This window comes from Methylobacter sp. (assembly GCF_023227905.1).
In the GTDB taxonomy this organism is placed as follows: Bacteria; Pseudomonadota; Gammaproteobacteria; order Methylococcales; family Methylomonadaceae; genus Methylobacter_A.
On the sequence record NZ_JALOCF010000049.1, the window covers coordinates 14,546 to 37,831 of the forward strand.

The following is a 23,286-nucleotide window of genomic DNA, read 5'->3' on the forward strand; positions in this document are numbered from 1 at the left end:
GTTTTTATTAGGATCATCAGGCGCAGCAGTGCCGCTTACGCAGCTTAATAAAGCTTATATCAAAGGTATTTGCATCCGCACGACCTGGACGGCTATTGAAACTGCTCAAGGGGTGTTTGACTGGAGTTATCTGGATACCGCCGTTGCAGCGGTGCCGGAAGGCAAAGAAATCGCGTTGTTGATTGCGATGGGCGGTTCAATCGGTTCTCCCGCCTGGCTGGCTGGCGCTGGCGTCGTTTATTTCAGCTACACGGTAGCCGGTGTCGTTTATAGCGTTCCGGTGCCTTGGGATACCGTATTTATGGCGAAGCGGGACGCTTTTATTCAAGCGGTCGGCGCTCGTTACGCTGGCAACGCTAAAGTCACTTGCATGGACGTGTCGGCTTTTACCGCTCAGGCCGGGGATTTTAACTTGCCGTCTGATTCAGCGGTGGTGCAGGATTTAAAAAATAAAGGCTTTACTTCGGCGGTTGCCATTGCCGCTTGTACCAGCGCGATAGATGTTGCGGCAGCGGCATTCCCCGGCAAGGATATTCAATTATCGATCGGGCGCTTATCTTCTGCTTATGATGCGGTCAACGGGCCTGATTATGTCTGTCAGCAGATTGTCAGCTATGGGCAAACGACTTACCCTGGCCGTTTTATCCCGCAAAAATCGTCATTGATGACGACTACACCAGCTTCGACTGATACAAAATTATTCGCCTGGCAGACGCTTAAAAATGGATTGCCTTATACCTCTGCGCAGTTTTTATGGCCGGCTGCTGATGTTAGTAGTGCTCAATACGCTTACCGGCTCAATAATTATGTGCCGATGTCCTCTGCTGATATGCTGCAAGCGACTATCAACAAGGCGCTGAGCTATCCCATTTTAAAGCTCGAAGTCTACCCAAGTGATATAGATCAAGCTTGGTCTGATGCAATCCTGCAAGCGGCGGCGGATGATATTGCCGCGCTGGCCGCGTTGGTTGAAGATGTGCCGATTGATCCGGTTACGCCGGTTGTCCCTGCGCCGCCGGTAGTCGTAGCTCAAATAAACGTCGATTACCCGGAATCAAAACCGTTCGCCATGCCTATCCGAGGGCGTGCATTTAAAATACCAGTGAGATAAAAATGAAATATATTGATGAAGAAACCGGGCTTTTATCTAGAGAAATGCGTCCCGGAGAAGATATACAGTTTCATTTTGATCTGTCTGCGCACAATTTAACTATCGATACAGTTGAGTCTGTGCAATCGACGGCAAAAGGCGCTGTAGCAGAGGTTGACGCGCTGTCTATATCCCTGGTTGAACTTGGCATTAATGATAAAATATACTTCTGGGCTGCAGGCGGTACGGATAACGAGGATTATCAAGTTATCGCTCGTTTTACGACAACATCAGGTGAGCAGCTGGCCGAATCAGTTATCATAAAGTGCCGTCTGCATGGTTTTTAATGACTGTAAAACTATCAAAACACGGATACATTAATTTGTTATCTATTTGATATTTAACAACTAAAAATATCAAAAAAGATACAAATAATTGATGCAACATTTTGAATTATAAGCAATGTATCTATAATTGTGATTCCTGTTGTCGCGGGTTCGAGCCCCGTCGTTCACCCCAATAAAATCAAATAGTTGCACCGTTTGTAACTTCGTATAAATGTAAAAAGATACAATTGTGGATACAATTAATCTTTTTTTACCGGCTTTACAATATTTGGCTTGACATCATAAACGTTCATCATTGCCGCTGATCGATGGCCTGAAAAGTCCTGCTTATTGCCTGTCGCATCGCTTACACTTTTCCTTTTTATGTCGTGAAAAGTGAAGTCAATAAATTCCCTGCCTGTTTTTTCTGCTTCTTTTCTTGCTGTTGCTTTTATTCTGCTCATTGCCGTTTTCAGGCTGTTTTCAGCTATTTTATTTCCGGTTCGCGCACTGATAAATAGATAGCGTTTATCGGCGTGTATCGGATGTGGCTGTTTGCTATCTGCTAAAATAGCGTTTCGCGTTTTTTTGAGCGTGTTCCATGTTTCAGCAAGTCTGGGTTGCCATTCTACAATGGTCGTTTTGCTGCCTTTTCTGCGCTTGATTACCAGACCGGCTTCGGTTTCGTTGGCGTCTGTCATGTCCAATACCTCGGAAAGTCTCATGCCGCACAGGTAGGCAAGTTCCATTGCATCGGGTGCGTACCAGTATCCGGATTGTTTGGCTATATTCAGCAGAAAATAATAGTCTTTATCTTCTGCGTAGTGTTGGCGTGCCGGTAGGCTGGGTTTTTTGACGCCTGCTGCCGGGTTGAATGTTATTTTTTCGTATTCATAAGCCCAATTGAATACGCGCATCAGGTAAGCCATTTCTTTTATTGCCCGGCTTTTCGATTCTTCCGCGCGTTTGTCTCGGTATTTACGCACAGTGCCAACTGTCCAGCTATTGATTGGTATATCTCCTAGTAGTGTGCCTGTTGATGTTTTTCGCTGTGTGATAGCCTGGTGGCAGAAAAGGTAGTCTTTTTGAGTCAGGCTGCTCAATGCTCTCCAAGCGGGTGATGATTGAAATTCAATCGATAGCGTAATAAATGTCGTCGCTTTTTTTTGTTTTTTTGCTTCAAAAGCTTGCCATATTTCGCTGATGCTTGCTTCTGGTCCGCAAAGGCGTTGATGTTTGCGCTTTCCGTTTTCGTCGTAATAGCTGAGCATCCATGAGCCATTGCCTTCAGCTTTAAACCACACGCGATCAGGCAATTTATCGGCGTTGATGTCCGCCGGTATATTTTTGCTGTTACGTGGTCGGCCTAGTTTTTTCATTAATTAATATTTAATGATAGGTTATTTTTTGTTAATCTATTGATTTGTTGTTGTTTTTAACTAAATGACGCAATGTTTTGCATCATTTAGGATGTCTAATTAGCGTTATGCGCCAAGCAGGCGTTCCCTGTTCGCCGCACGCAGCAGGTCCATGGCCTCCATGATCTTGCGGCAGGCGTACTGTGCCGGGACCGCTTCGGCCTCTTCTTCCTCGTCCTCAAAATGATCAATGTCGCTATCGTTGGTTGCCTCCAGCGCGTCGAAGGCTTGCTGCAACAGGAGCAACGGCTTGGCGTTGTGGGTGTCAGTATTCATGTTCTTCCTTTCAAAATTGCCGTATAACCCGGCGCTCAACCGGACCCGCAACAGCGGGCGAGTTTTGTTCAATTGTCATAAATCTTGTCCTCGCTGTTGCGGTCCGGTTAGCTTTGCGTTATACATCTTCTGAATTGGCGTCTTTTACAACTGCCATTACGAAAGGCGCGTTTTCAGTTCGCTCAAGCGTCAGCACGGCTTTGTTAATGCCGTTGGCCTCACGTAGAGCGGTCAATTCGTCCGGTTGCTCTATTACATCGTCGGGACCGATAATATGTACCACCCATTTTTCATTCATAAATTAAAATCCTCTAGTAAAAATGTATAACCCGGCGCTTAACTCGGACTCCGCTTCGCTACGCCGGTTAGCTCTGCGTTAGGCATACAATCGTAAACAATAAACTGATCTGCCATTTTAATAATGTCGAGAAGATACAGACCTTTAGAATATCCATCCTTATTGTCCATAAGTGCAGCAAAAATTCCACCTACAGGGATAATAACGGTGCAATCACTGGGCTGATGCACAACTAATTTCCCATCAATCAAAGCGCATATTACTTTTTTTGCCAATTCATTCATAATTTTATCCATCCAAGCCTAACATTGCGCTCAACCGGAGCGCGGTTATAATATATGTTCATTGTTCATCCTTCTGGCCGCGCCCGGTTAGCTCTGCGTTTATCCACTTAATTCATCAGAGCTTTGTCTGTTTTGGTGGTGTGTCTGGCATAAAATCAGATAGTCTGTGTTTTCCGCATCTTGGGCACAGAAAATTTAAGCGGGCCGAGTCTATCGATTCTTGATCTTTAATGAATCCGCATCCTGGGCACTTCCTGAGCTCAAGTGCTATTGGTAGTTTTGTTTCTTTATGCTTCATGTTTTTGTGAATGCTTAGTGCTTTCAGCCAGCTATTTTTAGTGCAGTCGTAGCAGTATTTTGTTGTCCGATCGGTGTTGTTTGCAGGGTGGCTTACCATCCAGCCGACACATATTCCTTTCCCGCATTGGTCACAGCTTCCAGAATGCACTTTGGTAATTTCGTGCAGTATGTCATTTATATATCTGTAAGCCATTTGTTTACCCGCTACATAATATCAAAATCATCATGATTTGTTGTTGCTGTGTTTTTATCAGCTGATAGTCCCATAGCGCTATTGACTGCATCAACGGTAGTAAATATGCCTTTTTTTCCATACAAAAAACGGACGCCGTTATTTTTCAAGCATTGCTCAAGATCGCTCATCCGTGAGCATCCTGTGATGGATTTTAAATCTTGAGTAGTTAGCAGTTGGCTCATTTAGTCGATGCCGCTGGAATTATTTTGGTTTAACGGCATCGTTTTTACGCCTGCTGCCAGTATGGCTATAAATGCAACCAGTATCGCTAAGGTGTTTAGCCATTCGATTAAAGTTTTCATACGCTTTATCCTTGTTTGGTTTTATAAAAAAAGCCTTGTGATTTCATGCGCTGCCCCAGTTTGTAGGCGCTCAAGACTGATTGGCCGATGGTTTGTCCTTCAGCGTGCAGTTGTTGGGCATAGATTGCTCCAGATTGTTGGGCGGCGCTATCTCCGCCCAGTAAGGCGATAAATCCGGTAGCGAGTTGGGTAATAGTCATGTTGTTTGCTCCGCTGGGTGGTTGTTGTTAATGCTTTAGTCGTTCGCTCTGAGCGCCTGGTATTGCTGTTGTCTGCGCTTTTTAAGCAGTCTGCGCCGGTCGTGGTATTCGGCGGCTTTGGCTAGGCTTTCCAGTATGGCTGCTCTGACTTTTCTTTTACGCTTGCCTTTGTTCATGTGTGTGTTTCCTGGTTTGTTGATAAATGGCTGTTTCCAGCTGTGAGATGGCCAATATGGCCGGTTTTAATTCTTTTGGTTGTTGCTTGTAGTTATTCTTATTTATTTGCAGTAGCTCAGCACGGCTTACCGCTTTTAAGTTGTCGATCAGGATGTTATTGCTATCCGAGTCTAAAAAGATCACTACGCTGTTTTTGGGTAGTGGGCCGTGGTGTTGCTCGTACAGCAATCGGTGTTTTTGTACCCAGCCGATCGGTTCTGGCATTTTGATATACCAAGTACTCATGCCGTTTTCGTCTCTATAGACTTCTGTGCCGATCGGTTGCGTTCTAGCCGGCTGGTGGCCTTTTTTAAATTGCGTTGATGGCGAATAACAGACGCCTTTGATGCCTTTGTTGTGCGGCGTATTACCGGTAATAAATCGGGCACTTCGGCCTGAGCTGATCCGGTGTCTGTACAATGCAGACTTCATTTTTTGCATCGTTATTTCAACGCCAAACCGCTTATTAAAAGCGGCGGTCAGTTTTCTTGAATTCATGCGCTTATACTGTTTGCGCATGAATTCGAGATGCTCTTCCGTGAATTTGTGTTGCTTAAAGGCCATTATTTAATAGCCGCTATGTTGGGTATTTTGTTTTTTTCGTTCAGTCCAAACAGCTTTGGCTCTTCTTTAATGCCGTATTCGGCTATAGCGATCTGTGCATCCAGTGCTAAGCGGTAGTTTGATGTGATGTCTTTGGCTATGCCGGATATGGCTTTTGCCTTCTCAATCTCTACCTTCATGGCATCCGGGTTTATTTCTTCGCTGTTCAGGCGTTCCAGGGTGGCAAACAGGTGGTTGTTTAGATCGGTAATGGTGTTTTTCATAGTGCCCAGCCAAAAAAAGATAGAACTATCACTAAAGCAACGGTGCAGTTCAGCAAAATAAGGCCGATGGTTTCATCGGTGTGTGTTTGTCTTCTGTTTATTTTCATTTTCTTGTCTCCGGTTAGGGCATTGGCAAGCCGTGATTCACGGTCATGGCGTGCCGGTAAGTGGCGGCTATGTCTTGCAATTGGTTTTTAGCACCGATAATGAGCAATGCTCCTAATGCTAAAACAATGATCCATGTAATAATGTGGCCTGTATTAGTTTCCATGTCAGTCTCCTTGCGGGATCAGATGATCGGTGCTGGTGGTAGCGCGAGTGATGATGTGGTCAGGCGTGCCGTTTTTCATTGGATCGATGCTGATGCGTATGTTTACGCGTGTTGGCGTGCGTAGTTGTGCGCCGGTGTCCAGGGCGTGTGAAAATGCTTTGTCCAGTTCTCTGAGTGCGTCTGAGTTATGTCTCAGATAGTTTATTAGTATGCTCATATCTTCCTCGTAGAAAAAATGCCCGGCGGTTAACCGGGCTAGGTAGGGAGGTAACAGGCTGTTGAGCTGTTGTGATAAAATATAACCAAAGTAATAAATAAATACAATACCAAAGTAATAACTTTAACAAAAAAAATAATAAAATATATTCAAATCTTTGATTATACTTAGTTTATTTTTTTATTATAGAAGGTTATGTATGCTTAAAAAATGCAAAGAATGCGGAGATATGATCAGCGATAAAGCTACATCTTGTTCTAAGTGTGGCTATAAAACTGTAAGAGTTGGTAACCGTAAAAGTGGTTGTTTATGGGTGTTGGTATTGATTACTGGATTTTTGGTTTTTTCGGTTTTTTCTGACAGGCGAAATGAAGAAGAAAAAATATTGCAGGCAAAAATTAATAGCCACGTAGTTAATAAAGATATAGAAAAAAAGTTTGCTGGACTTATTCAAGATTTCATTAAAACTGGTGTTTTTTATAAAGTTGAAAAGTTCGGCGATGTTCCTCATGTTTATATAGGAAAAATATTTAAACAAGTTGGAATTGATGAAAAAAGCAACGCTTTAAAAGTTGCTTTTATTTATTTTAAAAATCTTGATCCACGCGTAAAGGTAATGTCCATCTACGATGGTTACTCGGGGGAGCATATTGGTCGATTTAGCGAGTCAGGTTTTGATGTGGATTGAAATAAATTTATTTTATCCAATGCGGGCTTTTTACGATGGCTGCTACCGTATGTAGGATGATGATATCCTTTTTTTCTACCGCAATTGAAGGATGTGCTTCATTGACAGATTGGAGTTGCACTCTGTCATCTCTGATATAAAGCAAGGTTTTAACCATAACTCTGCCATCCGTAGATTTAACCAATACCTCATCGCCTGGTATGGGTGATGTGTTGGGTTCTACAATGACAAACTCGCCATTTTTAATTCGTGGTTTCATAGAATCGCCTACGCATCTGATTGCATAGGCATTATTATCTTTGGTTGGGTAATTGATATAGCCGTCTCCGTGCCCGGTCGGGTAGTCGATTTCAGTCCAATGGCCGTTATCGCCTAGCTGTGCGTTTCCTACGATGGGAACTAGGCGGCTTGGTGCTAAAGTCGGGCCATATTCGGCATTTGATTCGTTTATTTTATTTGGATGTTTAGCGCCTTTCCCTAGTGCTAACCAATCTGTATTAACTCCTAAAGCATCAGCAATTTTTGATATTTTTCGGCTTTCGCGTGCCTTACCTGATGTTAGTTTGTGAATGGTAGCTTGTGATACGCCACTCTTCATGGCTAGCTCGTCCTGTTTTATCCCCTGTAAGTCCATTTCTGATTGAAGTCTCTTTGATAATTCTGTCATGTAAATATCTTATTACTTGAGTAATATTTAGTAAAATGACTTTAGTTATTGACAAAATAAAACCAAAGTAATAAATTAACGTCCATGAATAATCCAATCATAGAAAAAGCAATTGAAATAGCCGGTGGAACTCAGCAAAAACTTGCTGAGTGCTCCGGTGTGTCACAAGCGACTATCCATAAATTATTAACGGGTAAAAGTAGTGATATGAGAGGCAGTACAGCAACTAGGATTTCATCTGTTACAGGTATTCCTGTTGTTGATTTGTTAAATAAACATGCAAACAAAAAAGCCGGAGTTATTGAGTAATCCGGCTTTTTTTTTTTGCAGCAATACCAATCCTGCGCCAACAGGATGATAGTTAAAAGCATCAAGCGGTTTCTATTTTAAAAAATTTATCAACAAAAATAATCGGGTAAATTCCCGATAAGGTATTTAGATGGATATTAAAGTTATAGACGCTGGTGATCTGACGGCCAGAGAAGCTGATGTTTTACGCTGTTTGGCAAGCGGGTTGGATGATAAGCGGATTGCCAGGGCGCTGGCGATTTCGATCAAGACGGTATCGACGCATTGTGAAGGTATTTATAGAAAGATGGAGGTGGACCGGCAACAAGGCAATACACGCATTTTGGCAGTGACCAGGGCTATAGCAAACGGGGTTATAGCGGTATCAAGAAGCAGTTAGCGGGTGATATTTTGGAAAGAATGATGAAGTTGTTGGTTGTTTTGGCGTTAGTTTCAGTGATTGGCTGTTCGTTTATGGTGGTGTATTTGCTGCATTTGCCGTTGCAGTTTGCCAAAGATCAGTTAATGGCGGCTATGGAGTGGTTGATGAAAGATCCGTTTAACCCAGTGAATGATTTGCTGGATGGTGATTAAAGTCCGTTGCTGCGATTGTGTCCGGTTTGTTCCGGATACGGTCGGGGATGGCGGCGGGATAGGACGGTGCCGGATCAGGGATGAATTTATGGCAGGTAGGCATAGCCGGTTGGATCAGATTAGTTTTTTAAATCAACTGGGTATGTCGCTGGATAATCAATTAGTGTGGGGCGGAGTGCTGTATGACAGGCTCTGCAATCATTATGAAGCGGTATAAGGGGAGTTGAATATGAATATGGGTGAGGTTCGTAACCGTTTTTTAGAGCGTGAGGCTGTTAAGGCTGGCAGTGTTCGCTTGTCCAGGGAAGAAGCGTTAGCCAGTTTTAAGCGTGAGGCTTGGAACAAGGCGCAGGAGTTCAAGAAGGATATGGCCAAGCAGTCCAGAGAAAATTTTAAAAATTGTGAGACAGCGCTTTTGCAGTATGCTGTCAGTAAAGATAAGAAGCTGACTCCGCTTGTTTCCGGAGAAAGTGCTCGTGAGGCGCAGGAAAGGCGCAACCGTGGCGATTTTACCGCGCAGGAGCTGGCTTGTTTGCAGGTGTTGCCGCCTCAGCGTAGTTTCCTTATAAATCCGCTGGTGTTGCACGGTTCTGATGCGGGTGTGGCGTTATGATTGTCGGTTTTGCCGGCAAGAAGCAATCAGGCAAGAGCACGGCGGCTCAGGCGTTGGTTGGCATTGGCTATGTGCCGATGTCGTTTGCTTCGACTTTAAGAAAGATGGCTCATGCGGTATTGACTGACTTGGGTATGTCTACCGCTGATATTGAGCTGGCTGAAAATAATAAGGAAGCGATTATTTTAAAGCTGGGGGTTTCTTACCGCTGGATTCTGCAATCACTCGGAACGGATTGGGGGCGCTGGTGCATTCATCCTGATTTGTGGGTAATGATTGTACGCGAAAAAATCAGGCAGTCGACAGTGAGTAAAATTGTTTTTGATGATGTGCGCTTCGACAATGAGGCAGCGCTGATCAGGTCGGAAGGCGGCATTATTATTCATGTGCGCCGTGATCCGGGGCGTAAGTCAGGCAAGCGTGATACGCACGCCAGCGAGTCTGGTATTGCCGTTTTGGATGATGATTTAGTGATTGATAATCACGGCGACCTGAATGAGTTTATTGGTGAGATGTTGGCAATGGTGGATTATGCCCTGGCGGATATAGCCGATGCATGAGCAAAGTGCCGTTGCGGTTCCACCTAATAATCTGATGGCTGAACAGTCGGTGCTTGGCGGTCTGCTGATTGATAATTCGGCCTGGCCTAAAGTGCAAGGGCTACTGCAGCATCAGGATTTTTATACCCGTCCTAATCAGATTTTGTTTAAAGCAATCGCGGTGATGCTGTCACGCGGTGATGCGGTCGATATTCTGACTATCATGGATTTTCTGGAGGCTAAAGGCCATCACGAGACGGTCGGCGGCTTGGGTTATGTCGGTCAGATTGCTGCTGATACGCCCAGCGTTGCCAATATTGTCGCTTATGCGCAGATCGTGCGGGATAAGTCGGTGGCTCGGCAGATGATTCAGTTATCGCGCGAACTGGCGGAAAAGGCTTTTTCAGGGGATACCGACGGGCGCGGGCTCCTGCAATTTGCTGAGTCCGGTGTATTCGCTATGGGGCAAAAGCTGCTGCGCGGTAAGCGCGGTTTTATCCGGTCAAGGGATATGATGCGGGATGTGATTGAGCGCATTGAGCAAAACTATGATAAGCCTGCATCCGGTGTGTTGGGTGTTTCTTCCGGCTATCAATCATTAGATGCAGTGACATCAGGCTTTATGGGCGGTGATCTGGTGGTGATTGCCGCTCGGCCTGCGATGGGGAAAACAGCGTTTGCTATGAATCTGGCCGCTGCTTCCGCTGAGTCTGGTCGGGTAGTTGCGGTATTCAGCATGGAAATGCAAGCTTACCAGCTCGGGCAGCGGTTATTGTCGGCGGCTTCTGGTGTGGGTTTAAAGCGTATTCGGGAGTCCTGGCATTTGTATGATACCGATTGGCCTTGTCTTACTGCCGGTATGTCTCGTGTGGCTGATGTGCCGCTGTTTGTTGATGATTCGCCCGGTTTGTCGGTTTCTGATATTCGCTCACGGGCGATGATGCTGAGCTCGGAAGTTAGAGACGAATGCGCGGCGGGTGTGGGGTTGATCGTGATCGATTATTTGCAGTTGATGGGCAATGATAACGTTAAGGCGGGTAATCGAAACGATGAGATAGGGGAGATTACCCGGGCTTTAAAGGTGATGGCTAAGGATTTTAATATTCCGATCCTGCTGCTTTCACAGCTTAACCGGGATCTGGAGCGCAGGCCCAATAAAAGGCCGCTGCCGTCTGATTTGCGTGATTCGGGCAGTATTGAGCAGGATGCTGATCTGATTGTGTTTTTGTACCGTGACGAGGTTTATAACCCTGATTCTGTTGATACCGGCATTGCTGAGGTGATCCTTGGCAAGCAACGCATGGGGGCTCTTGCTACGGTCAGGCTTGGTTTTGATGCTGACTGCGTGCGGTTCCGTGAGCTGGGTAATGAGGTGCATTGATGCTGGTGGTGTTGCCTGATGAGCTGGAGATTTTAAGGGATATGCAGCGATTGGATAGGGATGTTTTTTACTACTTAGCTCATAGAACTGATTTTGATACCGGAGTGATCGGTAGTGTAACAAAGATTTCATATGGCGGAATGGCGTTGGATTTATCTGAGCGTGATCAACCAGGGAGGGATAAGAGCAACCTTCATAAAGTAACGTCAAAGCAGATCGAAAATTGTGTCTCTCGGTTAGTTGCTTCCGGTTTGTTGGTTAGGGAGAGTCGATCAGGTTTTCATTCACCTTTACTGCTTAAGCGCTTTTTTTGGGAGTCTGTTTGGGGTTTGGGGAGTTGCGACCAAAAACAGGTTGGGAGTAGGTTGGGAGTACAGTTGGGAGCTTTCTCAAGATTTTTATTCAATAGAATCAAAAGCTTTAACGTTAATTTGGATTCAGGTAGGGAGTCATACAGCTTAGAGGTTGGGACAACTTCTAATAATATTATTATTAATAATAAAGGCGATGAATATTCGATGTTTTTAGATTGGCAGCCTATGTCTGAACTGGAAACGATATTGACTATGAGCGGTTATCAGATAGCGAAAGTTGATCCTGCCTGGATACCTTCATTCAAAGCGTATTGGTGGCAACGCCAAGAGCGAAAATATACCGATAGGGGTTGGACTCAGAAGCTGGCGCTTTGGCTCGTTGGTGAGTTCAGGAATTCAACGGCTAAAGCGCAGCCAGTTAAGAAAAACACGGGGCATTTGCCGGGTTATGGGCCTTTGCCTGAGCGTTTCAAGATACCTAGAGAGGATGATCATCTGGTTAGCTGGATGCGTAAATGGGGTTATGGTGAGCCTCAGCAAGGTATTAGTTATCAGCAACTGCGTAATCAGTTAAGAGCGGTTATTACAAACAAGATTGAAGATTGGAAACGGAGTCTGTCATGAGTGGTTCAAATAGTTCGGTGGTTGAGATTTCTCGATCAAGAAGGCGGTTTGTTGAGCGTGATGCGTTGTTAGCCGGTTATGTGGGTAATGACTGGTGCACAGCAAAAGAGGTTGCTGTGGATGTTTTGGGTTGGGTGAGAGAGCCTTATGCTAATTGTCCCAAGCGTGCGCATGATTTGTTCTTGCTGGATTATTTGCAGCAGGGTGTAGCGCGTAAGTGCCGTGAGACTGGCAAGCTGGCTCATACTTACAGTATTACTGATAAAGGGCGTGTTTATTTGCGCAAGCGTGGCGTTGCTGTGGTTGATCAGGTAGTGAGTGCGCCGCCAGCGAATATGGTCAATGCGCGGGATTTGTTGAGTGATCTTAAGAATCGGTTAGGGGGTTAATGTGGCGGGTGTCGAGGTGATTGGTTTGTTGTGTGCCGGTTCGGTTAAGTATCACGCTGTTTCAGGCGGTTCGTCTGGCGATTGTTTATCACGATCTGAGTTGTCAGGGTTGCTTTCCGGTTTGGGTGAGCAGGCTATGAATATGGCGCTGGCTAAGTATGCCGGCGATGAGCAGTCTGAGCGTAAGTTGATTGCTCATGTTCGGGTGTATGCGGCGGGTATTGCTGTTAATGAGCGTTGGGAGATTGTCAAAGGTAGGCCGATTGTGGCTAATATGGCGGCTGTTGCGGTGTTTGAGGTGGTGCGTCCTAATCGTTGCGGGGCTTGTGGTGGGACTTCTTTTGTGGGTCGGCAGGTTTGCAAGCGGTGCAGTGGGTTGGGATATAGGTCATGTTCTTCGGCAACGATTGCCGAGGCGATGGGGATTGATAAGAGTAATTATTCAAGGCTGTGGAAGGCTAGATATAATAATATTTATCAATACGTTAATGATTTAGACGTGGCTGTTAAGCGGGTGTTGCGTCATGCGGATGGCGGCAATGATTTGATGGTTGCTTGATAACAATTTGTTATCGCAACGTTTTTATGTTCTAATTTACCACAATAGCATCTAAGCCCGTTCAGCAATGACCGGGCTTTTTTTATGCTTAAAAAAAGGTACTCCCTGAAATAAACCACGCAACACGAAACGAAGGCGTGGCGCATTGGGAGATTCCTGGCGTCTATGATCTCAACTAATATGCTATAAGCATATGTTTTTTAATAATAAATAGCGTTATATATGTCATTTTTTTATGGCTGCAAACAATGTATCTACGCTGGACAGTTGGCGGTATTACTCGCTTAATAAATTATCGATAGTTTTTGGAATAGCAAGGGAGACAGTCGGTAAGCGGTTGGTAGAGGCATCTGTCCAGCCGGCTGGTTATCGTGACGAACACGCGGTTTACGAAATAGGTCAGGCAGCCAGGGCTATACTGATTCAACAGCGTATCCAATACGATGCGAGCATAGACCCGGATAAAATGCCGCCAAAGGAACGGCGTGATTGGTACGAAGGCAATCTGGCGAAAAAGAAAGACGCGCTGGCCGAGGGTGCGCTAGTTGATGCTGAGGATTGCCGACAGAGAATGGCCGATCTGATCAAGCCAGGTATCCAGTTGCTGGATTCGTTACCTGACATCCTGGAGCGTGATTTTAATATTTCTCCGGAGGCGATTATCGCTGTTGAAAGGCGGATAGATGCTCTACGCGTAGAATGGGCGGAACAAATTGAGGCGCTATGAAACCTGCATCATCTTTAGCGCACGACATAGCGCAAATGATCAGGCCGGGCATAAAAATACCGGTCAGCGACGCAACTAGCAAATACATCAGAGTCAAGGGAAAGGGCGGCGGAGTTGATAACTGGAGCGCTCAGCTAACGCCCTACATGATCGAACCCATGAACTGCATGGCTAGCCGAGAATATGAAGCGGTTATTTTTGTAGGACCAGCTCAAAGCGGGAAAACTCAGGCGCTTCTTTTTGGCTCTTTGGCGCATGACATCAAATGCACAAAATCAGACGTTATGATTGTTCAGACTACCAAACAGACCGCTACGGACTGGGAAAGGGCTGATCTGAGTTGGACAATCCGCAATAGTCCTGAGCTAAAATCGGAAATGGCGGCGGGTTCACGCGCTGATAATGTTTTTGTAAAAACCATGCGCAGCGGGCAAAACATCTTTGTTGCCTGGCCGACTGTCAGCAACCTGTCCGGGAAAGCGTTGCGATCTGTCAAATTAACCGACTACGACCGCATGGACGCCATACCAGGCGAGGGAACGGTTTTTGAATTAGCGAGAAAAAGAACAACCACGTTCTTAAGCCAAGGAATGACCCTGGCGGAAAGTTCGCCATCCGGGAAAATAACCGATCCGCAATGGCGTCCCAGCGCAGATTCCCCGCATGAAGCGCCGCCCAGCGAATCACAAATACTCAGCCTTTTTAACGATGGCGACCGTAGGCGCTGGTATGTGCAATGCCCTGAATGCGGTGAATACTATCTACCGCCCAGCGACGAAACCGGCCTGAATTTCCCGGTAAATCAGGATTTATTCGGCGTGACAGAAGGAAAATTGATTCGCCAGGCGCTGTATATATGTACTGTCAATGGATGCCTGATCGAAACTAGCCACAAACGCGCAATGAACGCTAGCGGAAAATGGCTAAAAGAAGGCCAGCGTATCGAAAAAGGCGCTACGGTTGGAGAAGGAAGAAAAAGCAAAATCGCCTCTTTCTGGTTTCCCGGCATATTTGCCGCCTATGCCGATCCGCAACGACTGGCAGAGCGATTTTTGCAGGGTCTTAGAAAATACGATCTTGATAGCGAAGAGGACACAATTCGCGCCGTCATGAATATCGATTTCGGCGCTCCTTATCGATCCAGAAAAACCATCGGTGAATACACGGGGGCAGAATATCAGAAACGCGCGGAAACCGTTCCTGAAAAGCAAGTTCCTGATGGCGTGCGCTTCTTGGTTGCTGCTTGTGATGTGCAGGGATGGGGGTTTTCTGTAGCCATTATCGGTTATGGGCAACATAGAGAGCGCTGGTTAATAGATCGTTTTGAATTGCGGGTATCCGATCGCATCGAGAGCGGTGAGTTGCAAACAATGCGGCCATCTGTGCATCATGACGACTGGCTAAAGTTGCGTGATAGCGTTATGCAACGCCAATATCCATTGGCTGACAATTCAGGAAGAAGCATGAAAATCATGATGACCGCCTGCGACTCCGGAGGAGAACCCGGCGTAACAGATCGGGCTTATGCATTCTGGAAACTGCTTAGAAAAGAAAAATTAAACGACCGTTTCATGCTGGTAAAAGGGGAGGCACCAAAGCCAGGCGTCAATAAACCAACCGCCAGAAAAGTTTATCCAGACAACAGTAGCGAAAAACGAAGAACGGCCAGCGCCAGGGGAGAAATACCCGTTTGGATCGTCAACACCACTAAGCTAAAAGATGCGCTGTCAGCTGATCTGAAAAAAGAACAACGGGCACCTGGTTATATCCATTTTCCGCAATGGCTACCTGATGCGGTTTACGATGAATTGAGTGCTGAGCAGTACGACGCAAAAGACGGATGGGTAAAAATCAGCAAGCGAAACGAGCTATGGGATCAATTCGTTTACGGCGAGGCGGCGGTATTTGCCAAGCTGCAAGAGTCAAAAATAAAAGAGCTGAATTGGAACAACCAACCCGCCTGGGCAAAACCCTGGGATGAAAACCCGATGGTTGTTGGCGCAAAAACCACAGAAATCAATATACAGAAACATGATTCAGCACCTAAACCGAATCAGGCTAAATCAAAACCCGACTGGATCCCCAAACAGGAGTCATGGCTATGAGTACAGCAACCAATATGCTGGCGCTATACATCGAGGCCGAACAAGCGGTCCTTGGCGGTCGCCGCTACGAAAAAAACGGCATGAAATTTGAGCGCGAGGATTTGGCTAAAATTCAGACCGGACGCCGAGAATGGCAAACGATCGTAAACGCTGAAAATATGGCGGCAAACAAAGTACCAAGCATCTCCATAAAAATCGCAAACTTTGACGTGACATGAAAACTATTATTTTTGAAAAAATCATTTGTGTGCTTATCCTGCTGCTGTTTGCAGTGGCGGCACATTCAGCGCCACAAGGCATTTATACGACCGACAGTCAAAACAGCATTGATGCTAAAGCGTTAGCGCTGCCATATGTGGATGGGGCGTTAATTAGAACGCATTGGCTTAGCTCTAATCCTGCACAGAATAACTATGATTTTAGTGCGCTATGTAAAAAGCTGGCCGCCGTTCAAGCTGTGGGTAAAAAAGCGTCTTTGGTTACCTACATGGACGCTCCTGCCTGGGTTATGTCGCAAATTCCTGCATCTGAAACCTTGGTATCTCCGCTGTTCGGAGGATTACAACCGGTGCCATGGAGCGCTACGGCACAAAAGCACATGCAGACATTCATTAACGCCCAGGCTAATTTTGTTTGTGATGGATATCCGCTAAAAACGCATCCGGCCGTTGTAAATATCGACGCAGGAATTATCGGCATTCAGGCCATTAGGCAAGCACCGACTTATGAGCTTAACACGATGTTGACGGCTATTAACTGGGGTGTTGATGCCTGGTATGCAGCTTTTGGTGATAATCACACGTTCTACAATGCGCTATTCCCTATTGGTTCGACTAAAGCCAAAGTGACCGACGCGATTGCCATTCGTGACTCAATTCTCGCCAATCATCCAAAGCACGCATTTTTCCAGGAAACCTATACCGGTTCAGGCCCATCAAAAGGCGATCTTGCGACGGTGTTAGCGCCGAATGTCGCTAACAGAACTTTTCCGGTCATGCTGCAAGCCTGTGGAATCTGGTCGAATACCAAAGCGATTCCCTGCAATTTTTCAACGCCAGATAGTCCTGAAATCGCTTACAACAACGTTGCAAAGCTATACCAGACCAAATATTTTGAGTTTTATCCGGCTGATTTGCTCTATGCCAACTATAAAACTATGTTTGAGGCCATTCATTCGGATGTTTGGAAAGATGTTGTTCAGCCACCGCCTCCACCGCCACCCGTTCCCGATCCAGAACCGAACCCATGCGACCCATTGCCGCCACCTGATCCCACACCGATACCCGATCCGCAGCCATTACCTGTGACCGTCAAGGAAATCGATCTAAAAACCGCGATTAAAAACGCGTGGGTGACACCGACACCGGCCAGCCTGCCGGCAGGCGCAAAACACTTAGGCTTTCATAGCGTTGCCAACAATGCCGACACCAGCTATCTGGTCTATTTGCCGCCCGACTATGCCACCAGCGCCAAAACCTATCCGGTGCTGTACTGGTTTCACGGTATCAACGGCAGCGAGATCACTACCGGCGCTTGGCTGCTGCCCTGGTTCGATAAAAACATCCGTTCCGGCGCCATTGATCCGGTGATTGTCGTTATCCCGACCGGCGCTAAAACATCCATGTGGATGAACGAAACCGGCAGCGCGTTAAAAGCCGAATCGATGGTGATTGATGAACTGGTACCGCTAATCGACAGCAAGTTCCGCACGACCAAAACCCGTGACGGCCGCTGGCTGGAAGGTTTCTCAATGGGCGGTTTCGGCGCCGCGCGCTTCGCGTTGAAATATCCTGAACTGTTCAGTTCGGTAGTGACCTATGCCGGGGCATTCGGTGCGCCTGAAGTCGCCGCCGTTGATAATGCCAAGCGGCCTGATGCATTGATTCCGGTTTATGCCAAATCCGCTAAATTCAGCTTGTACCCGATTAAATGGCGGCAAGTCGTCGGCACCTCAGATTTAACGCTGCAATGGAATCGCACCACCAACGCCATTTTAAAAGTTAGCGGCATTGCTTACGAATATCAGGAAGTGCCAGGCTATATGCATAGAGACCCACCCTATCTGGACGGGTTTGGTGTAGCAGGCGTTAATTTTCACTAATCCAAAAAAACGCATGGCAAACCTACTGGATAATGCTATAGCCGCTGTTGCTCCTGGTTGGGCGTTTCGACGCGCACAGAGCCGCCGGGCATTGGCCGCTTACGAGGCGGCATCACCACGGCGCAATGGCGGGAAAATGCGCCCGGATAATTCCAGCGCGGATTTATTAACCTTGCGTGCCAGCGGCAACATGCGAGGCTATGCCCGCGTGTTAGAGCAAAACCATGATTTAGCTAGCGGTATTTTAGATACGCTGGTTAATAATGTCGTCGGCGCAAACGGTATCAGCGTCGAACCGATGCCGAGGCGTAAAAACGGCGAACTACATACCGAGTTTTCCAAGCAGCTTTTAAAGCTTTGGACGGATTTTAAAAAACGGCCCGATGTCACTTGGGAGCATCAATGGCCTCAAGTCGAGCGTCTGATGTGCCGGGCCTGGATGCGCGACGGCGAAGCGTTTATGCAGTATCTGGAGGGGTTTATTATCGGTCTGGATCACGGCACTAAGGTCCCGTTGAGCGTAGAGCTGATAGAGGCTGATTATTTGCCGCACTGGTACCGGGACGATTCGGCCGGAATCGATCAAAGCATTGAGCGCAATGGATGGGGTCGAGCCCGCAACTATTGGGTGCTAAAAGATCATCCTCAAGGTGTGAGTTTTCAGTATGGCAACTCGACCGATATGAGACGCGTCCCAGCCGACAAAATGACGCACCTGAAACTGGTTACGCGATTTAGGCAGTCGCGCGGCGTGTCGGTGTTTGCAACGATTATGATACGTCTTGAGAATATCAAAGACTATGAAGAATCAGAGCAGATAGCGGCTCGCGTAGCCGCTGCTATGTGTGCAGCCATAGTTAAGGGAACGCCTGATACCTATGTTTCGCCTGAAACCGAAACTGACCGCGAGTTTAAATTTTCACCCGGCATGGTATTCGACAATCTGCAAGAGGGCGAGAGGGTCGAAACCATACAAAGCAACCGTCCTAGCGGATTGCTAGGTGATTTTAGATATATGATGCTGCGTGCGGCGGCGGCCGGATCAAAAGTTAATTTTCACAGCATCTCTAAAGATTTTAACGGCACCTATGTTGGGTTGCGCTTGGCGATGGTGGATGCAGACAGCAATTATAAGTCACTGACTAATGAGTTTATCGGATCGGTCACGCAGCCAACCTATGAGCGTTTTGCGCGGTTAGCTGTGCTTTCTGGTGCTGCCCGTATCACGGCTGATCTGGATATGGATACGCTGACCGATGCTGAATATTTCGGGCCGCGCATGGCTTCAGCCGATCCACTCAAAGAAGGCCGCGCGAATATAGAGGCGGTTCAGGCCGGTCATAAATCATCCCCGCAAGTGATCAGGGAAAACGGCGCTAACCCTGATGCAGTCATGGAGCAGTCCGCGCAATGGCAAAAAAATGCACTGGATAAAGATTTAAATTTTACGACCTTTAACATTGCGCCGGCGCAAGAAGGTCAGTTTATGGATAACGCCACGACCAGCGGCTAAATTAACAAACCAACCTGTTACCCGCTTCGGCGGGTTTTTTTATAGGCAAAACAAATGAGCAAATACAAAATAAGCGCTGCCGGCCAGAATCCTAACGTCACTGAGTTGTTGATTTATGGCGATATAGGGATGGATTGGTGGGCCGAGGAATCGAATGACGCTAAAACAATTGTCGGCAAACTTGATGCTATTAATACTCCTGATATTCATGTCCGCATCAATAGTTTTGGCGGTAGCGCGGTCGACGGTATTGCAATACACAACGCACTTAAGCGGCACGGCTCATCAATTACTGTTTTTATTGATGGTGTGGCCATGTCTGCGGCCTCCCTGATTGCAATGGCTGGTGATACGGTGATCATGGCGGCCAATGCTATGATCATGATTCATGGCGCTCAAACATCAACGTATCAGGGCGGGGCGAAGGATCATAGAAACACTGCCGATATGCTCGATAAATACAGTGAAGCTATGGCTGCATCCTATGCAGAAAAAACGGGCAAACCTGCCGAAGAAATGCTCGGGCTTTTAACAGACGGAGTTGATCATTTTTATACAGCGGCCGAGGCTCTTGATGCCGGATTTATCGACAGTATTGGCTTAGAAACCTTTGCAATCGCTGCATCAGCAGCAGAAACGATTAAACAACGCTACAGCCACGCTCCAACGGCCTGGCTCAGCACATTAACCACCCACGGAGCACAATCCATGACTACCCCAGTACAACAACAGCAGACAGTGGCCGCTGTAGCGCAGCCGTTGCCTATTGCAACATCAGAAACACAACAACCCACGGCTGCAGCAATCGAGGCGCAGCGGCAAACGGATATTAATGCCATTTTTGCATTGGTACCAGAGGCCCGCGCAGATATTCACGCCATCAAGCCGCAATTAATGATTGACAACACCATTACCGCTGATGCAGCCCGTCAAAAGATTTTGGCAAAATTGGGAGAAAACAGCCAGCCTGTCGCCCGCAATGCTTATATTGAAATAGGTATGGCTGATAGTGATAAATTCCGCGTCGGGGCATCAGCGGCGCTAGGTATTCGCGCGGGCGTTGAGAAAAACGACGGCAAAAATAGTTTTAGAGGATTGACGCTGCTGGAATTAGCTGGGCATGTGTTGGCTATGCACGGTATCAATTATCAAAACATGGGAAAAATGGAACGCGTCGCGGCGGCATTTACTCATTCCAGCGGCGATTTTACCTATGTGCTGAAAAATAGTGCTGAAAAGATGCTGTTAAAAGGTTGGGATGAAGCGCCGGAAACATTCCAAAGTTGGACAGTTCCCGGTGTTTTGACTGATTTTAAAATAGCTGATCGTGTTGGTTTGAATGCATTCCCTTCATTGCTCGAAGTTCCGGAGGGCGGTGAATATCAGTATGCCTCTATCGGCAATCGCGGTGAAACAATCCAGCTGGCCACCTATGGTCGTGTATTTAGCATTACTCGACAAGCGATCATCAATGATGATCTAAGCGCGTTTACCAAAATACCGATGACGCAAGGCCGGGCGGCTCGCCGCACGGTTGGAGGTCTGGTTTATGCTGTGCTGACCAGCAACCCAACTATGGCTGACGGTGTTGCATTATTTCATGCGGATCATGCCAACATTTCCGGAACTGCTGCAACGATTACCAGCGCTTCTGTATCAGCCATGCGTACATTAATGGCTAAACAAACAGATGGTGGCAGTAATGCCGCTGCGCTTAATATCCAGTTAGCAACACTGCTTGTCCCTGTCGCTCTTGAAGATCAGGCCAATACCGTTGCCACCTCAGCTTACCGCGTTGACGGCGCTGCTGAAAGCAAATCCACTGTACCCAATACCCAAAAAGGCCGATTTAACGTGGTTGCCGATCCTCGCCTTGATGCCGCATCATCACAGATCTGGTATGGCGTAGCTAACCCAAACATGCACGACACCATCGAAGTTGCCTATCTTGACGGCAACGATACGCCATATCTCGAACAGAAAAACGGCTGGGACGTTGACGGCGTTGAATTTAAAGTGCGCATCGATGCCGGCGTAAAAGCGCTGGATCACCGATCCTTTGGCAGAAACGCGGGCGCTTAAGCGGTTTCATTAATCAAATAACCGGTTATCTGTTGATTCAATAGCCGGTCAATTAATATAGGAAAAAATCATGGCAACAAATCATGTACAGTGCGGAAACGTGATCACCTGGACGAATGCTACAGGCGGCGATATTGCCAGCGGTGGTGTGGTCGTTATTGGAAGCAACGGTGATGCTTTAATAGGCATCGCATTAGACGCTATTGCAAACGGCGAGAGCGGACAGGTACAAATTGATGATGGCGTGTTTACCGTGCCAAAAGTGAGCGCGGCCGTTATCGCGCAAGGTGAATATGTAATCTGGGATGCTTCAGCGGCGGCATTTGACGATAACGCAGCAACGCCAGCAACCGGTGACGTATCCGATGCAGTGATTGCGATGGAGGCGGCCGGTAACGCAGTTACTACTATCAACGTTAAGCTGATCGGAAAACCCGGCGTATTGGCGTAATTTTATGGATAGCCGGTTTTTTACTATGCTGGCTGTCTGTTTGCTTGGCGTTTTGATGCACTACGCTAATGATCGGTATAAATCCCGTGTGATTTGCTCTATCGATGATTATTTGTCCGGGGCATTTGGCTACACATTAGCTAGCCTGTTTGCCAGTTGCGCATTTGTTGCGCAATTGGCAATGTCCGGGCAAACAGATATTAGTCAGCCTTCAACATTTTTAGCGCTGTTGTCCGGCGGTTATGCACTGGATAGCGTGTTTAACAAGGCCCCGGAAAAATGATTATGAGTTCAGAAGTTTGTGACAGATTGACGCGGCTGGAAATGTCAGAAAAACGTGTGCTTGAAAAGTTGGATGATCAGAATAAAAAGCAGCTAAAACTATATGACTTGCTAGAAGCGTTGACCGAAAAGCAGCGTGAGATATTCGGCATTATACAGGCGGTTAAATGGTCTGCTCTAGGTAGTTTTATTATGTTGTTCATGCAAAACTTCGGTGTTCTGGACGTGCTAAAAACTATTTTTCTGCACTAACCCATGCCGATTTTTGATAAAAGTTTTAGCGCAAAGCTCGCCGCGCCTTTTGAGGGTGATCACAGTGTGTCGTTTGAAGATCCAAGTAATTCAGAATTGTTTGAAATTGCGGCCGTTTTTAATGCTAATCAAACGCGTGAAAAAGTCGGCAACACGACCGTCACCCATACCGTTTACTCAGTTGAATTTGACGGCAATTATGTTGATCTGCTGTCTATCAGTGCGGGCAGCATCTTTGTTATCGACGAAAACCGCTATAAAGCTTCGCGACGGCCATTTATCGATGATACCGGCTGGGCCACTGTTGAACTGACGCTGACTAACTGATGCAAATTTCTGTCTCCATTGATTCCGGTGATCTGCCTGCGTTTTTAGCAAAGCTCAACCGGCAAGTTCCGATTGCTGCAGACAACGCCGTTCGATCATCCGTGGCGGTATTGCATGAAAATGCAATTAATCAAATGCGCGGTAAAGGACCGGTGCCGGCGTCGGTGATCGCTAGCCGCTTGCGAGTATCAGGCAATGAGGCGGCCGCTTCTTTGTGGTTGGGTCAATTGCCGGTTAATGCGGCGTTTATCGGTGATCTACAGCAATATGGCAGCGGATCGCTGGCGGGTAATCAATTTTTTGATAAAGCGTTTATTGTGCATCGACGAGGCTATGACACGCTGCGTCGCCGAAAACCCGAAGCAAAATGGATGCCGTCGCAAAAAGGAACGTACCCAATCGAATCAGTTACTGTTCCTATTCCTGGTCAACCCAACGCGGAAATTATCGGCAATTTGTCGGCTGATCATTATGTAGAAACGTTTCTAAAAACACTAAGCCTACCCGAATAATATGATTACCACATTCAT

Annotated in this window: 36 protein-coding genes; 24 read left to right on the forward strand and 12 right to left on the reverse strand. The window is 46.8% G+C overall.

What is annotated here, in order from left to right:
- Positions 1–28 precede the first annotated feature (28 nt).
- The gene (locus tag M0R47_RS16945; RefSeq protein ID WP_292556956.1) at positions 29–1,111 is read left to right on the forward strand and encodes a hypothetical protein; all 1,083 of its coding nucleotides are present in this window, start codon (positions 29–31) and stop codon (positions 1,109–1,111) included.
- Positions 1,112–1,113: 2 nt separating this feature from the next.
- Positions 1,114–1,437, forward strand: a complete 324-nt coding sequence (locus M0R47_RS16950) for a hypothetical protein (protein WP_292556957.1) — start codon at positions 1,114–1,116, stop codon at positions 1,435–1,437.
- A gap of 239 nt (positions 1,438–1,676) precedes the next feature.
- On the opposite strand, the gene M0R47_RS16955 is transcribed toward M0R47_RS16950, so the two are convergent.
- The 11 genes from M0R47_RS16955 to M0R47_RS17005 form a co-directional block, all read right to left on the reverse strand.
- Entirely contained in the window at positions 1,677–2,795 is a 1,119-nt protein-coding gene (locus M0R47_RS16955) for a tyrosine-type recombinase/integrase (RefSeq protein ID WP_292556959.1), read from the reverse strand.
- 105 nt (positions 2,796–2,900) lie between these two features.
- Positions 2,901–3,110: a hypothetical protein gene (locus M0R47_RS16960; protein ID WP_292556961.1), complete on the reverse strand. Its 210-nt coding sequence runs from the start codon at positions 3,108–3,110 to the stop codon at positions 2,901–2,903.
- A gap of 118 nt (positions 3,111–3,228) precedes the next feature.
- A complete protein-coding gene (locus tag M0R47_RS16965; RefSeq protein WP_292556962.1) occupies positions 3,229–3,408 on the reverse strand; it encodes a hypothetical protein in 180 nt (59 codons plus the stop codon).
- 38 nt (positions 3,409–3,446) lie between these two features.
- Positions 3,447–3,692: a hypothetical protein gene (locus tag M0R47_RS16970; protein ID WP_292556964.1), complete on the reverse strand. Its 246-nt coding sequence runs from the start codon at positions 3,690–3,692 to the stop codon at positions 3,447–3,449.
- 504 nt (positions 3,693–4,196) lie between these two features.
- On the reverse strand, positions 4,197–4,409 hold the full coding sequence (locus tag M0R47_RS16975) for a hypothetical protein (RefSeq protein WP_292556966.1): 213 nt from the start codon (positions 4,407–4,409) through the stop codon (positions 4,197–4,199).
- Between the two features lie 125 nt (positions 4,410–4,534).
- Positions 4,535–4,729 (reverse strand): hypothetical protein, encoded by a 195-nt coding sequence (locus M0R47_RS16980; RefSeq protein ID WP_292556968.1) that lies wholly within the window; start codon positions 4,727–4,729, stop codon positions 4,535–4,537.
- Between the two features lie 35 nt (positions 4,730–4,764).
- Positions 4,765–4,905 (reverse strand): hypothetical protein, encoded by a 141-nt coding sequence (locus M0R47_RS16985; protein WP_292556970.1) that lies wholly within the window; start codon positions 4,903–4,905, stop codon positions 4,765–4,767.
- A complete protein-coding gene (locus M0R47_RS16990; protein ID WP_292556972.1) occupies positions 4,886–5,443 on the reverse strand; it encodes an HNH endonuclease signature motif containing protein in 558 nt (185 codons plus the stop codon). Before M0R47_RS16990 ends, M0R47_RS16985 begins: the two co-directional genes overlap by 20 nt.
- A 65-nt stretch (positions 5,444–5,508) precedes the next feature.
- Positions 5,509–5,772 carry a hypothetical protein gene (locus M0R47_RS16995; protein WP_292556974.1) on the reverse strand — a complete coding sequence of 88 codons (264 nt, stop codon included), beginning with the start codon at positions 5,770–5,772 and terminating at the stop codon, positions 5,509–5,511.
- A 121-nt stretch (positions 5,773–5,893) separates the two neighbouring features.
- Positions 5,894–6,043 (reverse strand): hypothetical protein, encoded by a 150-nt coding sequence (locus M0R47_RS17000; RefSeq protein WP_292556976.1) that lies wholly within the window; start codon positions 6,041–6,043, stop codon positions 5,894–5,896.
- Position 6,044: 1 nt separating this feature from the next.
- Entirely contained in the window at positions 6,045–6,260 is a 216-nt protein-coding gene (locus M0R47_RS17005; protein WP_292556977.1) for a hypothetical protein, read from the reverse strand.
- A gap of 199 nt (positions 6,261–6,459) precedes the next feature.
- On the opposite strand from M0R47_RS17005, the gene M0R47_RS17010 reads away from it, so the two are divergent.
- Positions 6,460–6,948 (forward strand): hypothetical protein, encoded by a 489-nt coding sequence (locus tag M0R47_RS17010; RefSeq protein ID WP_292556979.1) that lies wholly within the window; start codon positions 6,460–6,462, stop codon positions 6,946–6,948.
- Between the two features lie 7 nt (positions 6,949–6,955).
- Here M0R47_RS17010 and M0R47_RS17015 read toward each other — a convergent pair whose 3' ends face one another.
- Complete coding sequence (locus M0R47_RS17015) at positions 6,956–7,615, reverse strand: helix-turn-helix transcriptional regulator (protein ID WP_292556981.1); 660 nt, start codon at positions 7,613–7,615, stop codon at positions 6,956–6,958.
- Between the two features lie 84 nt (positions 7,616–7,699).
- Here M0R47_RS17015 and M0R47_RS17020 point away from each other — a divergent pair, with 84 nt between their 5' ends.
- The 21 genes from M0R47_RS17020 to M0R47_RS17120 all read left to right on the forward strand — a co-directional run bounded on the left by M0R47_RS17020 (position 7,700) and on the right by M0R47_RS17120 (position 23,268).
- The gene (locus tag M0R47_RS17020; protein ID WP_292556983.1) at positions 7,700–7,924 is read left to right on the forward strand and encodes a helix-turn-helix domain-containing protein; all 225 of its coding nucleotides are present in this window, start codon (positions 7,700–7,702) and stop codon (positions 7,922–7,924) included.
- Between the two features lie 130 nt (positions 7,925–8,054).
- Complete coding sequence (locus tag M0R47_RS17025; RefSeq protein WP_292556985.1) at positions 8,055–8,303, forward strand: LuxR C-terminal-related transcriptional regulator; 249 nt, start codon at positions 8,055–8,057, stop codon at positions 8,301–8,303.
- Between the two features lie 23 nt (positions 8,304–8,326).
- Entirely contained in the window at positions 8,327–8,497 is a 171-nt protein-coding gene (locus tag M0R47_RS17030) for a hypothetical protein (RefSeq protein ID WP_292556987.1), read from the forward strand.
- Positions 8,487–8,714, forward strand: coding sequence for a hypothetical protein (locus tag M0R47_RS17035; protein ID WP_292556989.1), 228 nt, complete (start codon positions 8,487–8,489; stop codon positions 8,712–8,714). The genes M0R47_RS17030 and M0R47_RS17035 overlap by 11 nt, the downstream gene beginning before the upstream one ends.
- A 12-nt stretch (positions 8,715–8,726) precedes the next feature.
- Positions 8,727–9,110 carry a hypothetical protein gene (locus M0R47_RS17040; RefSeq protein WP_292556991.1) on the forward strand — a complete coding sequence of 128 codons (384 nt, stop codon included), beginning with the start codon at positions 8,727–8,729 and terminating at the stop codon, positions 9,108–9,110.
- Positions 9,107–9,670, forward strand: coding sequence for a hypothetical protein (locus M0R47_RS17045; protein ID WP_292556994.1), 564 nt, complete (start codon positions 9,107–9,109; stop codon positions 9,668–9,670). The genes M0R47_RS17040 and M0R47_RS17045 overlap by 4 nt, the downstream gene beginning before the upstream one ends.
- The gene (gene dnaB / locus M0R47_RS17050) at positions 9,663–11,030 is read left to right on the forward strand and encodes a replicative DNA helicase (RefSeq protein WP_292556996.1); all 1,368 of its coding nucleotides are present in this window, start codon (positions 9,663–9,665) and stop codon (positions 11,028–11,030) included. The genes M0R47_RS17045 and dnaB overlap by 8 nt, the downstream gene beginning before the upstream one ends.
- Positions 11,030–11,968, forward strand: coding sequence for a DnaT-like ssDNA-binding domain-containing protein (locus tag M0R47_RS17055; protein WP_292557021.1), 939 nt, complete (start codon positions 11,030–11,032; stop codon positions 11,966–11,968). The genes dnaB and M0R47_RS17055 overlap by 1 nt, the downstream gene beginning before the upstream one ends.
- Complete coding sequence (locus M0R47_RS17060) at positions 11,965–12,357, forward strand: hypothetical protein (RefSeq protein WP_292556998.1); 393 nt, start codon at positions 11,965–11,967, stop codon at positions 12,355–12,357. The genes M0R47_RS17055 and M0R47_RS17060 overlap by 4 nt, the downstream gene beginning before the upstream one ends.
- Before the next feature lies 1 nt (position 12,358).
- A complete protein-coding gene (locus M0R47_RS17065) occupies positions 12,359–12,916 on the forward strand; it encodes a hypothetical protein (RefSeq protein ID WP_292557000.1) in 558 nt (185 codons plus the stop codon).
- Between the two features lie 235 nt (positions 12,917–13,151).
- Positions 13,152–13,643 (forward strand): DUF1441 family protein, encoded by a 492-nt coding sequence (locus M0R47_RS17070; protein WP_292557002.1) that lies wholly within the window; start codon positions 13,152–13,154, stop codon positions 13,641–13,643.
- The gene (locus tag M0R47_RS17075; protein ID WP_292557004.1) at positions 13,640–15,748 is read left to right on the forward strand and encodes a terminase gpA endonuclease subunit; all 2,109 of its coding nucleotides are present in this window, start codon (positions 13,640–13,642) and stop codon (positions 15,746–15,748) included. Before M0R47_RS17070 ends, M0R47_RS17075 begins: the two co-directional genes overlap by 4 nt.
- A complete protein-coding gene (locus M0R47_RS17080) occupies positions 15,745–15,966 on the forward strand; it encodes a hypothetical protein (RefSeq protein ID WP_292557006.1) in 222 nt (73 codons plus the stop codon). The genes M0R47_RS17075 and M0R47_RS17080 overlap by 4 nt, the downstream gene beginning before the upstream one ends.
- A complete protein-coding gene (locus M0R47_RS17085) occupies positions 15,963–17,849 on the forward strand; it encodes an alpha/beta hydrolase-fold protein (RefSeq protein ID WP_292557008.1) in 1,887 nt (628 codons plus the stop codon). The genes M0R47_RS17080 and M0R47_RS17085 overlap by 4 nt, the downstream gene beginning before the upstream one ends.
- Positions 17,850–17,862: 13 nt before the next feature.
- On the forward strand, positions 17,863–19,362 hold the full coding sequence (locus M0R47_RS17090) for a phage portal protein (RefSeq protein WP_292557010.1): 1,500 nt from the start codon (positions 17,863–17,865) through the stop codon (positions 19,360–19,362).
- 54 nt (positions 19,363–19,416) lie between these two features.
- Positions 19,417–21,444, forward strand: coding sequence for a ClpP-like prohead protease/major capsid protein fusion protein (locus M0R47_RS17095; protein ID WP_292557013.1), 2,028 nt, complete (start codon positions 19,417–19,419; stop codon positions 21,442–21,444).
- Between the two features lie 70 nt (positions 21,445–21,514).
- Positions 21,515–21,895, forward strand: a complete 381-nt coding sequence (locus M0R47_RS17100; RefSeq protein ID WP_292557015.1) for a DUF2190 family protein — start codon at positions 21,515–21,517, stop codon at positions 21,893–21,895.
- A gap of 4 nt (positions 21,896–21,899) precedes the next feature.
- Entirely contained in the window at positions 21,900–22,178 is a 279-nt protein-coding gene (locus tag M0R47_RS17105) for a hypothetical protein (protein WP_292557016.1), read from the forward strand.
- 2 nt (positions 22,179–22,180) lie between these two features.
- Positions 22,181–22,429 carry a hypothetical protein gene (locus M0R47_RS17110; protein WP_292557018.1) on the forward strand — a complete coding sequence of 83 codons (249 nt, stop codon included), beginning with the start codon at positions 22,181–22,183 and terminating at the stop codon, positions 22,427–22,429.
- Between the two features lie 3 nt (positions 22,430–22,432).
- The gene (locus tag M0R47_RS17115) at positions 22,433–22,756 is read left to right on the forward strand and encodes a hypothetical protein (RefSeq protein ID WP_292557019.1); all 324 of its coding nucleotides are present in this window, start codon (positions 22,433–22,435) and stop codon (positions 22,754–22,756) included.
- Positions 22,756–23,268, forward strand: coding sequence for a hypothetical protein (locus M0R47_RS17120; RefSeq protein ID WP_292557020.1), 513 nt, complete (start codon positions 22,756–22,758; stop codon positions 23,266–23,268). The genes M0R47_RS17115 and M0R47_RS17120 overlap by 1 nt, the downstream gene beginning before the upstream one ends.
- Positions 23,269–23,286 lie beyond the last annotated feature (18 nt).